Raw genomic sequence first — 16,165 nt, forward strand, 5'->3', positions numbered from 1 at the left:
TTTTGGCCAATCCCGTAACAACGGACCTGAACGCCGGGGCGTGAGCCGCGGCAAATATGAGCCGGGGTGAGGTATCGCCCCTAACTTGGAGAGAACTGTGGATAGAGCCCAGAAAGAGAAAGTGGTCGAGGAACTCGGCCAAATCTTCGAAAGCTCTGGCGTCGTAGTGGTTGCTCACTACGCCGGTCTGACAGTTGCCGAGATGCAGGACCTTCGCGCACGTGCTCGTGACGCGGGCGGCTCCGTGCGTGTTGCCAAGAACAGGCTCGCCAAAATCGCCCTTGAGGGTAAGCCGTGTGAAAGCATGGCCGACCTGCTGACAGGGATGACCGTTCTGACCTACTCCGAGGACCCCGTGGCAGCAGCCAAGGTGGCCGAGGACTTCGCCAAGGATAACAAGAAATTTGAAATCCTCGGCGGTGCAATGGGCGAGAACGCTCTGGACCGCAAAGGCGTCGAAACAGTTTCGAAAATGCCGTCCCGTGAAGAGCTTATTGCTTCGATCGTTGGCTGCATTGGCGCACCTGCTTCGAACATCGCCGGCGCGATTGGCGCACCTGCAAGCAACATCGCAAGCATCCTTTCCACCATCGAAGAGAAGGCGGAAGCTGCGTAAGCGGTTGGCACTGAATGATCTGCGTGGGGCATATGCCCTGACGTTGGAACACACACTGTAAACGGAAAGAGCTGATAAAATGGCTGATCTGAAAGCACTCGCAGAAAGCATCGTGGGTCTGACCCTGCTGGAAGCACAAGAACTGAAAACCATCCTCAAAGACGAATACGGCATCGAGCCCGCAGCTGGCGGCGCCGTAATGGTCGCAGGTGGAGCTGGCGATGCCGGTGGCGCAGCCGAGGAAGAGAAAACCGAATTCGACGTCGTTCTGAAGAACGCCGGCGCTTCGAAAATCAACGTCATCAAAGAAGTTCGCGGCATCACCGGCCTGGGCCTGAAAGAAGCCAAGGAACTGGTCGAAGCTGGCGGCAAGATCAAAGAAGCTGTGTCGAAAGACGAAGCCGAAGAGATCAAAGGCAAGCTGGAAGCAGCTGGTGCCGAGGTCGAACTGGCCTAAATCTGTCCAGTGGCGCATCCCTGATGCGTCGGAAATTTGGCTGGGTCCGGAGAAATCCGGGTCCAGCCGAACCTGTCTTAGAAAGGGCCTCACAAGCTGGGGCGTTTTCTAAGACGCGGTTCGCGGGTCGGGAGGCTGCCTTCGGGACGGTGGCCATGAATTGATCCGGACGTGTCGTCTCGAATGTGCAAGGCGCCGGGGCCCGACGGCGTCTTTGCCCGCTGAGAACATCGAAAGGTGACATCTGACATGGCTCAAACGTTCCTTGGCCAGAAACGTCTTCGTAAATATTACGGCAAAATCCGTGAAGTGCTGGAAATGCCGAACCTCATTGAGGTCCAGAAATCTTCTTATGATCTATTCCTGCGCTCTGGTGATGCGGATCAGCCGACCGACGGCGAAGGCATCATGGGCGTGTTTCAGTCGGTTTTCCCGATCAAGGATTTCAACGAAACCTCCGTTCTGGAGTTCGTGAAATACGATCTGGAAAAACCCAAATATGACGTCGAAGAGTGTATGCAGCGCGACATGACCTACAGCGCGCCGCTGAAGGTCACTCTGCGTCTGATCGTTTTTGATGTTGATGAAGACACCGGCGCCAAATCCGTCAAGGACATCAAGGAACAGGACGTGTTCATGGGCGACATGCCCCTGATGACGCCCAATGGTACGTTCATCGTGAACGGAACCGAGCGCGTGATCGTGTCTCAGATGCATCGTTCGCCCGGTGTGTTCTTTGACCATGACAAAGGCAAGACCCATTCTTCGGGTAAGTTGCTGTTTGCCTGCCGCATCATCCCGTATCGCGGCAGCTGGCTGGACTTTGAGTTTGACGCCAAGGACATTGTCTACGCACGTATCGACCGCCGCCGCAAGCTGCCTGTGACAACCCTGCTTTATGCGCTGGGTCTGGATCAGGAAGCGATCATGGATGCCTACTACAACACGGTATCCTACAAGCTGGACAAGAAGAAGGGCTGGATCACGCCGTTCTTCCCCGAGCGTGTGCGCGGTACGCGCCCAACCTATGACCTTGTCGACGCGAAATCCGGCGAAGTGATTGCGGAAGCGGGTAAGAAAGTGACGCCGCGCGCGGTCAAAAAGCTGATCGACGAGGGCACTGTCACTGACCTGTTGGTTCCGTTCGACAACATTGTCGGCAAGTTCGTTGCTAAGGACATCATCAACGAAGAAAACGGCGCGATCTATGTCGAAGCCGGTGATGAACTGACCTTGGAATACGACAAGGACGGCGAGTTGATCGGCGGCACCGTGAAAGAGCTGATGGATGCGGGCATCACCGACATCCCGGTTCTGGACATCGACAATGTCAATGTCGGCCCCTACATGCGCAACACAATGGCGCAGGACAAAAACATGGGCCGCGAAAGCGCGCTGATGGACATCTACCGCGTCATGCGTCCGGGTGAACCGCCCACAGTCGAGGCTGCGTCGGCTCTGTTCGATACCTTGTTCTTTGACAGCGAGCGTTATGACCTGTCTGCCGTTGGCCGTGTGAAGATGAACATGCGCCTGGCTCTGGACGCGCCGGATACTCTGCGCACGCTGCGTCGCGAAGACATCGTGGCCTGCATCAAAGCTTTGGTTGAACTGCGCGATGGCAAAGGCGACGTGGACGATATCGACCACCTCGGCAACCGTCGTGTGCGTTCGGTCGGCGAGTTGATGGAGAACCAGTACCGCGTTGGCCTGCTGCGCATGGAGCGCGCGATCAAAGAGCGTATGTCGTCGGTTGAGATCGACACCGTCATGCCGCAGGACCTGATCAACGCGAAACCGGCTGCAGCTGCTGTCCGCGAATTCTTCGGCTCGTCGCAGCTGTCGCAGTTCATGGACCAGACCAACCCGCTGTCGGAGGTTACCCACAAACGCCGCCTCTCGGCGCTTGGCCCCGGTGGTCTGACGCGTGAGCGTGCTGGCTTTGAGGTCCGCGACGTGCACCCGACCCACTATGGCCGGATGTGTCCGATTGAAACGCCGGAAGGTCCGAACATCGGTCTGATCAACTCGCTGGCCACCTTTGCCCGCGTGAACAAGTATGGCTTCATCGAAACACCGTACCGCGTTGTCAAAGACGCCGAGGTGACCGATGAGGTTCACTACATGTCCGCGACCGAGGAAATGCGTCACACCGTGGCGCAGGCGAACGCGACGCTGGATGAAAACGGCAAGTTCATCAACGATCTGGTTTCGACCCGTCAGGCCGGTGACTACACTCTGGCTCCGCGTGAGAATGTTGACCTGATCGACGTGTCACCTAAACAGCTGGTCTCGGTAGCGGCCTCGCTGATCCCGTTCCTTGAAAATGACGACGCCAACCGCGCTCTAATGGGCTCGAACATGCAACGTCAGGCGGTTCCGCTGCTGCGGGCCGAGGCACCGCTGGTCGGTACCGGGATCGAGGAAAAGGTAGCGATCGACTCGGGTGCTGCGATTCAGGCGAAACGCGCCGGTATCATCGACCAGGTCGATGCCCAGCGTATCGTTATCCGCGCCACCGAGGATCTGGAACTGGGCGATGCTGGCGTTGACATTTATCGTCTGCGCAAGTTCCAGCGTTCGAACCAGAACACCTGCATCAACCAGCGTCCGCTGATCAAGGTGGGTGACACCGTCCAGAAGGGCGAGGTCATTGCCGATGGTCCGTCGACCGATATGGGTGAGCTGGCACTTGGTAAGAACGTGGTCGTCGCGTTCATGCCGTGGAACGGTTACAACTACGAAGACTCGATCCTGATCTCGGAACGTATCGCGCGCGATGACGTCTTTACCTCGGTCCATATCGAGGAGTTTGAAGTCGCCGCCCGTGACACCAAGCTGGGCCCGGAAGAGATCACCCGCGACATCCCGAATGTCGGTGAAGAAGCGCTGCGCAACCTCGACGAGGCGGGCATCGTTTACATCGGTGCGGATGTTGAGCCGGGCGATATTCTGGTCGGCAAGATCACTCCGAAGGGCGAAAGCCCGATGACCCCGGAAGAAAAGCTGCTGCGCGCCATCTTTGGTGAAAAAGCATCTGACGTGCGCGACACCTCGCTGCGCGTGAAGCCGGGCGATTACGGTACGGTGGTCGAAGTCCGGGTCTTCAACCGTCACGGCGTCGAGAAAGACGAGCGTGCGCTGCAGATCGAGCGTGAGGAAGTCGAACGTCTGGCCCGTGACCGGGACGACGAGCTGGCGATCCTTGACCGCAACATCTATGCGCGTCTGCAAGGTCTGATCCTTGGTAAAACCGCTGTCAAAGGCCCGAAAGGCGTCAAGGCGGGGTCGGTGATCACCGAGGAGTTGCTGGATACCCTGACCCGTGGTCAGTGGTGGCAGCTGGCGCTGGAAGGTGAGCAGGACGCACAGATCGTAGAAGCTCTGAACGAGCAATACGAAGTGCAAAAGCGTGCTCTGGACGCTCGTTTCGAAGACAAGGTCGAGAAGGTCCGCCGTGGCGACGACCTGCCGCCGGGTGTGATGAAGATGGTCAAAGTCTTCATCGCCGTGAAGCGCAAGCTGCAGCCGGGCGACAAGATGGCCGGTCGTCACGGGAACAAAGGTGTGATTTCCAAGGTTGTTCCGATGGAAGACATGCCGTTCCTGGCCGATGGTACGCCGGTTGACTTCTGTCTGAACCCGCTGGGTGTGCCGTCGCGTATGAACGTTGGTCAGATCCTTGAAACCCACATGGGTTGGGCCGCGCGCGGTTTGGGTCTGAACATCGACGACGCTCTGGGTGAATATCGCCGGTCTGGCGATCTGACCCCGGTGCGCGAAGCGATGAAGCTGGCCTATGGCGAGAATGTCTACGAAGAAGGCATCACTGGTCTGGACGAGGATGGCCTGATCGAGGCTGCGGGCAATGTGACCCGCGGTGTTCCGATCGCAACCCCGGTCTTCGACGGCGCCAAAGAGGCTGACGTCAACGACGCGCTGGTGCGTGCTGGCTTCTCGGAAAGCGGTCAGTCGGTTCTGTTCGACGGTCGTACGGGTGAGCAATTTGCACGTCCGGTGACCGTGGGCATCAAGTACCTGCTGAAACTGCACCACCTTGTGGACGACAAGATCCACGCGCGTTCGACCGGGCCGTACAGCCTGGTAACCCAGCAGCCGCTGGGTGGTAAGGCGCAGTTCGGTGGTCAGCGCTTTGGTGAGATGGAGGTCTGGGCCTTGGAAGCTTACGGCGCCGCCTACACCCTGCAGGAGATGCTCACCGTGAAATCGGATGACGTCGCCGGTCGGACCAAGGTCTATGAGTCGATCGTCAAGGGCGAGGATAACTTTGAAGCGGGCGTACCGGAATCGTTCAACGTTCTGGTGAAAGAAGTCCGTGGCCTTGGCCTGAATATGGAACTCCTGGATGCGGAGGTTGAGGAATAAATGCAGCTTAAGCGGCTCGCTATCTCTGCGGCTCTTATCGGAGCGGGTTTTCTGGCAGGTATCTTTGCCAGCACCCGTACAACTGAGTTGGTGCTTAACTACAGAGATGGCGTGCTGGTTGGCGGTACAGTGACGAATGAGTTTGTTGGCTCGTTCGTTCCCGCCGACGAGATCGCAACAGCTGCGTGTCGTACTCAAACCGACCTTCTGAATTTTGACATTACACACGCCATTCTGACGACTTCTAAGTATCAGTTTGACTGTGTGGAACCTGGAAAGGATGCCTCATGAACCAGGAAATCACCAACAACCCGTTCAACCCGCTGACGCCCCCGAAGGTTTTCGACGAGATCAAGGTCTCGTTGGCGTCGCCCGAGCGGATTCTGTCTTGGTCCTATGGCGAGATCAAGAAACCCGAAACCATCAACTACCGGACGTTCAAGCCCGAGCGTGACGGTCTGTTCTGCGCGCGTATCTTTGGCCCGATCAAAGATTACGAATGTCTGTGCGGCAAATATAAGCGGATGAAGTATCGTGGCGTTGTCTGCGAGAAGTGTGGCGTGGAAGTCACCCTGCAGAAAGTCCGCCGCGAGCGTATGGGCCACATCGAACTGGCCGCGCCTGTTGCGCATATCTGGTTCCTGAAATCGCTGCCGTCCCGCATCGGTCTGATGCTGGACATGACGCTGCGCGATCTGGAACGCGTTCTGTACTTTGAAAACTACGTCGTTATCGAGCCCGGTCTGACTGACCTGACCTACGGCCAGATGCTGACCGAAGAAGAGTACATGGACGCGCAGGATGCCTACGGCATGGACGCGTTCACCGCGAATATAGGTGCCGAAGCCATCCGTGAGATGCTGGCCCAGATCGATCTGGAAGCCGAAGCCGAGCAGCTGCGCGCTGATCTGGCCGAAGCAACTGGCGAGCTGAAGCCCAAGAAGATCATCAAGCGTTTGAAGGTTGTTGAATCCTTCCTCGAGTCGGGCAACCGGCCTGAATGGATGGTGATGACCGTGATCCCGGTCATTCCGCCGGAACTGCGTCCGCTGGTTCCGCTGGATGGTGGCCGTTTTGCGACCTCGGATCTGAACGATCTGTATCGCCGCGTCATCAACCGGAACAACCGTCTGAAGCGTCTGATCGAGCTGCGCGCGCCTGACATCATCGTCCGCAACGAAAAGCGGATGCTGCAGGAATCCGTGGACGCTCTGTTCGACAACGGCCGTCGTGGCCGCGTGATCACCGGCGCCAACAAGCGTCCGCTGAAATCGCTTTCGGACATGCTGAAGGGCAAGCAGGGCCGCTTCCGTCAGAACCTTCTGGGTAAGCGCGTCGACTTCTCGGGCCGTTCGGTCATCGTGACTGGTCCGGAACTCAAGCTGCACCAGTGTGGTCTGCCCAAGAAGATGGCGCTGGAGCTGTTCAAGCCGTTCATCTACTCGCGCCTTGAAGCCAAGGGTCTGTCTTCAACCGTGAAGCAGGCGAAGAAACTGGTTGAGAAAGAGCGTCCCGAAGTATGGGATATCCTCGACGAGGTGATCCGCGAACACCCTGTCATGCTGAACCGTGCGCCGACGCTGCACCGTCTTGGCATTCAGGCGTTCGAACCGGTTCTGATCGAAGGTAAAGCCATCCAGCTGCACCCGCTGGTCTGTTCGGCCTTTAACGCCGACTTCGACGGGGACCAGATGGCGGTTCACGTCCCGCTGAGCCTTGAGGCCCAGCTGGAAGCGCGTGTTCTGATGATGTCGACGAACAACGTTCTGTCGCCTGCAAACGGTGCGCCCATTATCGTTCCGTCGCAGGACATGATCCTTGGCCTCTACTATGTGACCCTGGAACGCGAAGGCATGCCGGGTGAAGGCAAGGTCTTTGGGTCGATCGAAGAAGTTCAGCACGCGCTGGACGCGGGTGAGGTGCATCTGCACTCGAAAATCACTGCGCGGATCACGCAGATCGACGACGAAGGCAACGAAGTTCAGAAGCGGTATGAAACCACTCCGGGCCGTCTGCGTCTGGGTGCCTTGCTGCCAATGAACAACAAAGCGCCGTTCGAGCTGGTCAACCGCTTGCTGCGGAAGAAAGAAGTGCAGCAGGTGATCGACACCGTCTACCGTTACTGCGGTCAGAAAGAGTCGGTCATCTTCTGTGACCAAATCATGTCGATGGGCTTCAAGGAAGCGTTCAAGGCGGGCATTTCGTTCGGTAAGGACGACATGGTCATTCCGAACGACAAGTGGGGCATTGTTGATGACACCCGCAACCAGGTGAAAGACTTTGAACAGCAGTACATGGACGGCCTGATCACTCAGGGTGAAAAGTACAACAAAGTCGTCGATGCCTGGTCGAAGTGTAACGACCGCGTGACCGAGGCGATGATGAGCACCATCTCGGACGTCGCCAAGGCCGAAGACGGGTCGGACATGGAACCGAACTCGGTCTACATGATGGCCCACTCGGGTGCGCGTGGTTCGGTCACTCAGATGAAACAGCTGGGCGGTATGCGTGGCCTGATGGCCAAGCCGAACGGTGACATCATCGAGACGCCGATCATCTCGAACTTCAAGGAAGGTCTTACCGTTCTTGAATACTTCAACTCGACCCACGGTGCCCGTAAGGGTTTGTCGGATACCGCTCTGAAGACGGCGAACTCGGGGTATCTGACCCGTCGTCTGGTGGACGTGGCACAAGACTGCATCGTTCGTGAGATCGACTGTGGCACCGATCGTGCAATCACGGCCGAAGCCGCGGTAAACGATGGTGAGGTTGTCGCCTCGTTGGCCGAACGTGTGCTGGGCCGTGTGGCCGCCGATGACATCCTGCGTCCGGGCACGGATGAGGTGATCGTGGCTGCTGGTCAGCTGATTGATGAGCGCATGGCCGACACCATTGATGAAGCTGGCGTTCAGTCGGCCCGCATCCGTTCGCCTCTGACCTGTGAGTCCGAGGAAGGCGTCTGCGCGATGTGCTACGGTCGTGATCTGGCGCGCGGCACCATGGTGAACACGGGTGAGGCTGTCGGCATCATCGCCGCCCAGTCCATTGGTGAACCCGGTACGCAGCTGACGATGCGGACCTTCCACATCGGTGGTGTTGCGCAAGGTGGTCAGCAGTCGTTCCAGGAAGCCAGCCAGGCAGGTGTCGTTTCGTTCGAGAACCCGCAGATTCTGGTCAATGCCGCAGGTGAAAGCCTGGTCATGGGCCGGAACATGAAGCTGGTAATCAAAGACGAACATGGCGAAGAGCGTGCAAGCCACAAGCTGGGCTACGGCTCTAAACTGTTCGTCAAGGACGGCACCAAGGTGGACCGCGGCGACAAGCTGTTCGAGTGGGATCCCTACACCCTGCCGATCATCGCCGAAAAAGCTGGTACTGCGAAGTATGTTGACCTTGTTTCGGGCCTTGCTGTCCGTGATGAGACTGACGAAGCAACCGGCATGACGCAGAAGATCGTGGTTGACTGGCGCGCCGCCCCCAAAGGCAGCGACCTCAAGCCCGAGATCATTCTGGTCGGTGAAGATGGCGAACCGGTCCGCAATGACGCGGGCAACCCGGTTCACTATCCGATGTCGGTGGATGCGATCCTGTCGGTCGAAGACGGCCAGAAGATCGAAGCTGGTGACGTTGTCGCGCGTATCCCGCGTGAAGGCGCCAAGACCAAGGACATCACCGGTGGTCTGCCGCGTGTGGCCGAACTGTTCGAAGCGCGTCGTCCGAAAGATCACGCGATCATCGCAGAAGCCGATGGTTACGTGCGCTTTGGCCGCGACTACAAGAACAAGCGCCGCATCAGCATCGAACCGGCTGACGAGTCCATGGAGACCATCGAATACATGGTACCCAAGGGCAAGCACATCCCGGTCGCCGAAGGGGACTTCATCCAGAAGGGTGAATACCTGATGGACGGTAACCCGGCTCCGCATGACATCCTGTCCATCATGGGTGTCGAAGCGCTGGCGGATTACATGATCGACGAGGTGCAGGACGTTTATCGCTTGCAGGGCGTGAAGATCAACGACAAGCACATCGAGGTCATCGTGCGCCAGATGCTGCAGAAGTGGGAGATCCTGGATTCAGGTGACACCACCCTGCTGAAAGGCGAGCATGTCGACAAGCAGGAGTTCGACGCGGCCAACGAGAAGACCATCGCGCGCGGTGGTCGTCCGGCACAGGGCGAGCCGATCCTGCTGGGGATCACCAAAGCCTCGTTGCAGACGCGTTCGTTCATCTCGGCGGCCTCGTTCCAGGAAACCACCCGCGTGCTGACCGAAGCGTCGGTACAGGGCAAAAAAGACAAACTGGTTGGCCTGAAAGAGAACGTCATCGTCGGACGTCTGATCCCCGCCGGTACCGGTGGCGCGACTCAGGCCGTGCGTCAGGTTGCGCAGTCCCGTGATAACGTCGTGATCGAAGCCCGCCGGGAAGAGGCCGAAGCCGCCGCCGCCCTGGCCGCTCCGACCATTGATGATGACATGGTTGGTGACGAGTTGGACGTTATGGTGGAGACTCCAGAAAGCCGCGAGTAACCTCTGACCGGAAGCAAGAAAGAAAGGCCCTGCGTACCCGCGGGGCCTTTTTGCGTGCGGGCTCTGAAACTATCAGAAGTGTGTAACCCTCTAGGATTTGTGACCGGGTTCGCGAAAAACCCTGTTGATCTCAACCTACCTTGAGATTCGATAGTGACGCGGAGCATGCGGATTGAGCTATACCGTTCAGCTTGCGCCGTAGTGTGACGCCGCCAGCTTCTGCGGACGGTTGTGCAATTTGCTCACAATGACAATTCCAGCCCGGAGCTTGCGCATGCACGTCCTGACCGTCCTCGACCATCCTAACCCCGCCTCGTTCAGTTCTGCCGTAGCCCGGCATTTCATGGATGGCGCCACGGCGGCGGGGCATTCGGTCGAGCTTGCAGACCTGCATGCGGAAGGTTTTGACCCGCGCTGGTCGATGGCCGACATTGAGCCGGACGGTCACATGTCCGCACTGCCGGACGTTGTTGCGGAGCAGGACAGGATTGCCCGGGCGGATGCAATCTGTCTTGTGTTTCCATTGTATTGGTGGGGCATGCCCGCGATGACCAAAGGGTGGGTTGACCGCGTTTGGAACTGGGGGTGGGCCTATGATCAGTTGGATGACCCCGAAAGATCGCTTCAACGGCCCCGATCCGGTGTTCTGTTGATCCCCGCTGGCGCGCGTTCAGATGAGATTGAGGGCGAAGGATACCTGGCTGCCATGGAAACGGCCTGGATGAAGGGAACATTCGGCTATTTTGGTTTTTCGCCCCGAAAGCTCGAACTGCTGTGTGGTGCGACGGGGTCCGAAAAACGGCGGCAGGTGCTGCTTGAAAAAAGCTACCGGGCGGGTTTGGACCTGCAACCTCCACGACAGGTTCGGCAGGGAGGAAAAAGTATAACGGTGCCTGGTTGACAACCCTACGGAGGGCGGGGCCAATGTCGCAAGAAATGCAGACCGGACCAGACCAAGATGACGCCAAACGTTAAGGGTGCTTTGCTGATGATGGGCAGCATGGCCGCATTTACCATCAATGATACACTCGTCAAGGCGGCAGGTGCAGAGGTGCCTTTATTCCAGATGGTTGCAATGCGTGGTGTGTTGGCGACGATCCTCGTCTACCTTCTGGCCCGTCATCTGGGGGCGCTGCATCTGAATTTTCCGCGTCATGACAAGTGGCTGGTTGTCGCGCGGTGCCTGGCCGAGCTTTCGGCTACGTACTTCTTTTTGACCGCATTGCTGCACATGCCGTTGGCGAATGTCACGGCGGTTTTGCAGGCCTTACCATTGACCGTGACACTGGGTGCTGTGCTGCTGTTTCACGAACAGATCGGGTGGCGCCGTGTCGTTGCGATTGTCTTGGGGTTCGTCGGCATGCTGACGATCGTTAGGCCCGGACCCGACGGGTTCAGCATCTACGCGATTTACGCGTTGATCGCGGTGGCATCGGTGACGGCGCGCGACCTGATCACACGGCGCATGTCGTCTCACGTGCCCTCGCTCGCGGTCACATTGGCGACCACCGTGACGATCACCTTGGCGGCAACTGTCGCTTCGTTCGGGACAGGTTGGCAGCCGGTTCCGGCTGGGGCCGGGATTATGATTGCATGCGCCGCTGTGTTCGTGCTGGCGGGATATCTGTTCAGCGTCATGGTCATGCGTGCGGGCGATGTTGGTTTTGTTGCTCCATTCCGGTATTCCAGCCTGATCTGGGCCTTGGCGCTGGGGTGGCTGGTCTTCGGAGACTGGCCGGACGCGCTTACGATGTTTGGGGCAACTCTGGTCGTTGGGGCAGGGCTGTTCACCTTTTTCCGCGAACGCCAGTCTTATGCAAAAGAATGAGCCCGCCGCACCGCCTTTTGGTCAATGGCAAAACGCGCGATGAACTCGCCTTCTTGTTCAGGGCTTAGGGCAGGCAGATCTTTGGTACTGTTTCGAGCGCCCCAGGAGTCATTTGAACCGTTCAGAGTGCGCACCCACATGGGCGCGTCCGGGTAGCTGACGACAGGCATGAAACGACCGATGCGGTGATGTGTGAAGCTGATGATCGTCTGTTTGCATCCACCAGAGACATACATGCCCAGTCCGACGCCAAGAAGTGATTTGAAGGTTTCTTCCGCCCTGATCCCATTCGCATCCATCCGGGCAACGAAGCCTTTGTTGAAATCTATGCCAACCGTGCGATTTCTGGCCATAAGCGGTTTGCAGTCCTCGACCGCTTCGCGCAGGCGTTCCACGAAATCGACGGAAACGGCGTCGTCGTCATCATGGCGAAATTGCAAACAGGGTTGGGCCGGGTCAGTACGGGCTGCGTTCAAAATGTCTTTCATGATGTGCCGGTGCGATTTGTCGGTTTCGGCCGATTTTTGAAGAATCCTGATCTGCTTGATGTCGGCTGTCAGGTCAGTCAACCGCTCAAACGCTGATCTGGGAAGGCAATCACCGACGACTACCAGCAGTTGAAAATCCTCATCCGTGTGTTCCCTAAAACAGGGGAGGGTGGAGGTTTCGAAAAGCCGGAACCTCTCTTCCAGCCGCTTGGGGTCGTACAGATGCCGGCGCCGGTCTTCGAGTGTTTCATGTTCGATCTGAAAACTGCCCAAGGCGGGGAAGGAAAAGCGGCAAAGGCCAAGTACTTGCATGGTGCATCCATCATCAGAATTCTGGCCCGACTATGCCGGGCGACGACCTTGCCCGCAACGCAGGACAGGGCTGGATGTCAGTCCCGAACCCAAGTAAACGCACGATTCCTCGCCAGATTGGCGCAGGTGGGCTTGTGCTGTTGACACTTGCGCCGACTCCCCCTATTACGCGCGTCATCTCGGTACCGGGGGCCGCCCCATAACCGATTTCAGTAATGAACTGGTCAAGACCCGGGCAATTTTGTCGTTCGCGTCCTCTGATAACCAACCGCGACGTTCACCTCGGAATGGGAACGCTCGCGGGTTTTGCGCTTGTGGACGCATGAGTGCAGCGAATTTAACCGCACGCAACGCGCGTGCATGTCATGTGTGTTGCAAAACGGGGAAGAAACCGGAATGCCAACTATTCAACAGCTGATCCGCAAGCCGCGGCAGCCGAAAGTAAAACGCTCGAAGTCCATGCACCTGGAGCAGTGCCCGCAGAAACGCGGCGTCTGCACACGTGTTTATACGACCACGCCGAAAAAGCCGAACTCGGCTATGCGTAAGGTTGCCAAGGTACGCCTGACCAACGGGTACGAGGTCATCTCGTATATCCCCGGTGAAAGCCACAACCTGCAGGAACACTCGGTTGTTCTGATCCGTGGCGGCCGTGTAAAAGACCTTCCCGGTGTGCGTTACCACATCCTGCGCGGTGTTCTGGATACTCAGGGCGTCAAAGACCGTAAGCAGCGTCGTTCGAAATACGGCGCGAAGCGTCCCAAGTAAGAAGGAGAGGCTGATATGTCACGTCGTCACGCCGCCGAAAAACGCGAAGTCCTGCCTGACGCCAAGTTTGGCGATAAGGTTCTGACCAAATTCATGAACAACCTGATGATCGACGGCAAGAAGTCGGTCGCAGAGCGCATCGTTTACAACGCGTTTGACCGCGTTGAGAACAAGATCAAGCGCGCACCTGTCGAAGTGTTCCACGAAGCGCTCGACAATATCAAACCGTCGGTCGAGGTTCGCTCGCGTCGGGTTGGTGGTGCAACCTATCAGGTTCCGGTCGAAGTGCGCCCCGAGCGCCGCGAAGCACTGGCCATCCGCTGGCTGATCACTGCTGCGCGCGGCCGCAACGAAAACACAATGGAAGAGCGCCTTGCCGGTGAGCTGCTGGACGCTGTTCAGTCCCGCGGTACCGCCGTCAAAAAGCGCGAAGACACCCACAAGATGGCCGAGGCGAACAAAGCCTTCAGCCATTACCGTTGGTAATCCCAGAGGTTTAGACACATGTCACGCGAATATCCTCTCGAACTGTACCGAAACTTCGGTATCATGGCGCATATCGACGCAGGTAAGACCACCTGTTCGGAACGTATCCTGTTTTACACTGGTAAATCCCACAACATCGGTGAGGTGCACGATGGTGCAGCCACCATGGACTGGATGGAGCAGGAGCAGGAACGCGGTATCACCATCACCTCGGCTGCGACCACCACCTTCTGGGAGCGCACCGAGGACGGTCAAACCGCCGATACGCCCAAGCACCGCCTGAACATCATCGACACCCCCGGCCACGTTGACTTCACCATCGAAGTCGAGCGCTCGCTGGCCGTTCTCGACGGTGCCGTCTGCGTTCTGGACGCAAACGCCGGTGTTGAGCCCCAGACCGAAACCGTGTGGCGTCAGGCTGACCGCTACAAGGTTCCGCGTATGGTCTTCGTCAACAAGATGGACAAGATCGGCGCTGATTTCTTCAACTGCGTTCGCATGATCGAAGACCGCACTGGCGCACGTGCTGTTCCGGTTGGCATCCCGATTGGTGCTGAATCAGAGCTGGAAGGTCTGATCGACCTGGTCACCATGGAAGAATGGCTGTGGCAGGGCGAAGATCTGGGCGCAAGCTGGATCAAAGCGCCGATCCGCGACAGCCTGAAGGACATGGCTGACGAGTGGCGCGGCAAGATGGTCGAAGCGGCCGTCGAGCAAGACGACGACGCCATGATGGAATACCTGGAAGGCAACGAGCCCGACGTCGCAACCCTGCGCAAACTGCTGCGCAAGGGAACCCTTGCGCTGGACTTCGTTCCTGTTCTGGGTGGTTCGGCGTTCAAGAACAAAGGCGTTCAGCCACTGTTGAATGCCGTGATCGACTATTTGCCCAGCCCGCTGGACGTTGTTGATTATATGGGCTTCAAGCCCGGTGACGAAGAGGAAGTTCGTGACATTGCGCGTCGCGCCGACGACAACATGGCCTTCTCGGGCCTTGCGTTCAAAATCATGAACGACCCCTTCGTTGGTTCGCTGACGTTCACGCGCATCTACTCGGGCGTCATGAAGAAGGGCGACTCGATCCTGAACTCGACCAAAGGCAAGAAAGAGCGCATCGGTCGTATGATGATGATGCACTCTAACAACCGGGAAGAGATCGAAGAAGCGTTTGCAGGCGACATCATCGCGCTGGCGGGTCTGAAAGACACCACCACCGGTGACACCCTGTGTGACGCGAAGGATCCGGTGGTTCTTGAAACCATGACCTTCCCCGATCCGGTGATCGAGATCGCGGTTGAGCCCAAAACCAAGGGTGACCAGGAGAAGATGTCTCAGGGTCTGGCCCGTCTGGCCGCCGAAGACCCGTCTTTCCGTGTGGAAACTGACCTGGAATCGGGTCAGACCATCATGAAGGGCATGGGCGAACTTCACCTGGACATCCTGGTGGACCGTCTGAAGCGCGAGTTCAAGGTTGAGGCGAATATCGGTGCGCCGCAGGTTGCATACCGTGAAACCATCTCGATGCCGGTTGAACACACCTACACCCACAAGAAACAGTCGGGTGGTTCTGGTCAGTTCGCCGAAGTCAAGCTGGAGATCCAGCCGACCGAGCCAGGCGAAGGCTATTCGTTCGAAAGCCGCATCGTTGGTGGTGCCGTTCCGAAGGAATACATCCCCGGTGTTGAAAAAGGCATCAACTCGGTCATGGATAGCGGCCCGCTGGCTGGTTTCCCCGTGATCGACTTCAAGGTTGCCCTGCTGGACGGTAAGTTCCACGATGTTGACTCGAGCGTTCTGGCGTTTGAAATCGCGTCGCGGATGTGTATGCGTGAAGGCATGCGCAAGGCCGGTGCCAAGCTGCTGGAACCGATCATGAAGGTCGAAGTGATCACCCCGGAAGAATATACCGGCGGTATCATCGGCGACCTGACCTCGCGTCGTGGCCAGGTGTCTGGTCAGGAACCGCGCGGCAACGCCATTGCGATCGACGCGTTTGTTCCGCTGGCGAACATGTTCGGCTACATCAACACCCTGCGTTCGATGTCGTCGGGCCGCGCCCAGTTCACCATGCAATTCGACCACTACGATCCGGTTCCGCAGAATATCTCGGACGAGATTCAGGCGAAATACGCATAAGCGAAGATTTGAGGGAGCGCGGTTCACGGGCTCCCTTCATTACCGAAAAAGGAGGCCATCATGGCAAAGGAAAAGTTTGAGCGTACAAAACCGCACGTCAACATCGGCACGATTGGCCACGTTGACCATGGTAAGACGACGCTGACCGCAGCAATCACC

12 protein-coding genes are annotated in these 16,165 nt (G+C 57.8%); 11 read left to right on the forward strand and 1 reads right to left on the reverse strand.

From position 1 onward, the window contains the following. Positions 1-97 precede the first annotated feature (97 nt). The 7 genes from rplJ to AVO44_RS12125 all read left to right on the forward strand — a co-directional run bounded on the left by rplJ (position 98) and on the right by AVO44_RS12125 (position 11,816). Positions 98-616 (forward strand): 50S ribosomal protein L10, encoded by a 519-nt coding sequence (rplJ, locus tag AVO44_RS12095; RefSeq protein WP_068337277.1) that lies wholly within the window; start codon positions 98-100, stop codon positions 614-616. Between the two features lie 79 nt (positions 617-695). Beyond that, on the forward strand, positions 696-1,073 hold the full coding sequence (gene rplL / locus AVO44_RS12100) for a 50S ribosomal protein L7/L12 (RefSeq protein ID WP_068337280.1): 378 nt from the start codon (positions 696-698) through the stop codon (positions 1,071-1,073). 249 nt (positions 1,074-1,322) lie between these two features. Continuing rightward, positions 1,323-5,459 carry a DNA-directed RNA polymerase subunit beta gene (gene rpoB, locus AVO44_RS12105; protein ID WP_068337281.1) on the forward strand — a complete coding sequence of 1,379 codons (4,137 nt, stop codon included), beginning with the start codon at positions 1,323-1,325 and terminating at the stop codon, positions 5,457-5,459. Further along, a complete protein-coding gene (locus tag AVO44_RS12110; protein ID WP_068337283.1) occupies positions 5,460-5,750 on the forward strand; it encodes a hypothetical protein in 291 nt (96 codons plus the stop codon). Beyond that, positions 5,747-9,988: a DNA-directed RNA polymerase subunit beta' gene (rpoC, locus tag AVO44_RS12115; protein ID WP_068337284.1), complete on the forward strand. Its 4,242-nt coding sequence runs from the start codon at positions 5,747-5,749 to the stop codon at positions 9,986-9,988. Before AVO44_RS12110 ends, rpoC begins: the two co-directional genes overlap by 4 nt. A gap of 274 nt (positions 9,989-10,262) precedes the next feature. Then, the gene (locus AVO44_RS12120; protein ID WP_068337286.1) at positions 10,263-10,889 is read left to right on the forward strand and encodes an NAD(P)H-dependent oxidoreductase; all 627 of its coding nucleotides are present in this window, start codon (positions 10,263-10,265) and stop codon (positions 10,887-10,889) included. A 57-nt stretch (positions 10,890-10,946) separates the two neighbouring features. Next, positions 10,947-11,816, forward strand: coding sequence for a DMT family transporter (locus AVO44_RS12125; RefSeq protein WP_068337288.1), 870 nt, complete (start codon positions 10,947-10,949; stop codon positions 11,814-11,816). On the opposite strand, the gene AVO44_RS12130 is transcribed toward AVO44_RS12125, so the two are convergent. Continuing rightward, positions 11,801-12,616: a putative rhamnosyl transferase gene (locus AVO44_RS12130; protein ID WP_068337289.1), complete on the reverse strand. Its 816-nt coding sequence runs from the start codon at positions 12,614-12,616 to the stop codon at positions 11,801-11,803. The genes AVO44_RS12125 and AVO44_RS12130 overlap by 16 nt on opposite strands. Positions 12,617-13,012: 396 nt before the next feature. Between AVO44_RS12130 and rpsL the strand changes: the two genes are divergently transcribed. From rpsL to AVO44_RS12150, 4 genes are all read left to right on the forward strand, one after another. Next, the gene (rpsL, locus tag AVO44_RS12135) at positions 13,013-13,384 is read left to right on the forward strand and encodes a 30S ribosomal protein S12 (RefSeq protein ID WP_005980675.1); all 372 of its coding nucleotides are present in this window, start codon (positions 13,013-13,015) and stop codon (positions 13,382-13,384) included. A 15-nt stretch (positions 13,385-13,399) separates the two neighbouring features. Beyond that, positions 13,400-13,870 carry a 30S ribosomal protein S7 gene (gene rpsG, locus AVO44_RS12140; protein WP_039529242.1) on the forward strand — a complete coding sequence of 157 codons (471 nt, stop codon included), beginning with the start codon at positions 13,400-13,402 and terminating at the stop codon, positions 13,868-13,870. A gap of 18 nt (positions 13,871-13,888) precedes the next feature. After that, positions 13,889-16,006: an elongation factor G gene (fusA, locus tag AVO44_RS12145; RefSeq protein WP_068337291.1), complete on the forward strand. Its 2,118-nt coding sequence runs from the start codon at positions 13,889-13,891 to the stop codon at positions 16,004-16,006. Between the two features lie 60 nt (positions 16,007-16,066). Further along, positions 16,067-16,165, forward strand: a 99-nt coding sequence (locus tag AVO44_RS12150; RefSeq protein ID WP_038034850.1) for a GTP-binding protein, incomplete at its 3' end; no start/stop codon positions are given.

Origin of the sequence: Ruegeria profundi (assembly GCF_001507545.1) — a bacterium.
Lineage (GTDB): Bacteria > Pseudomonadota > Alphaproteobacteria > Rhodobacterales > Rhodobacteraceae > Ruegeria > Ruegeria profundi.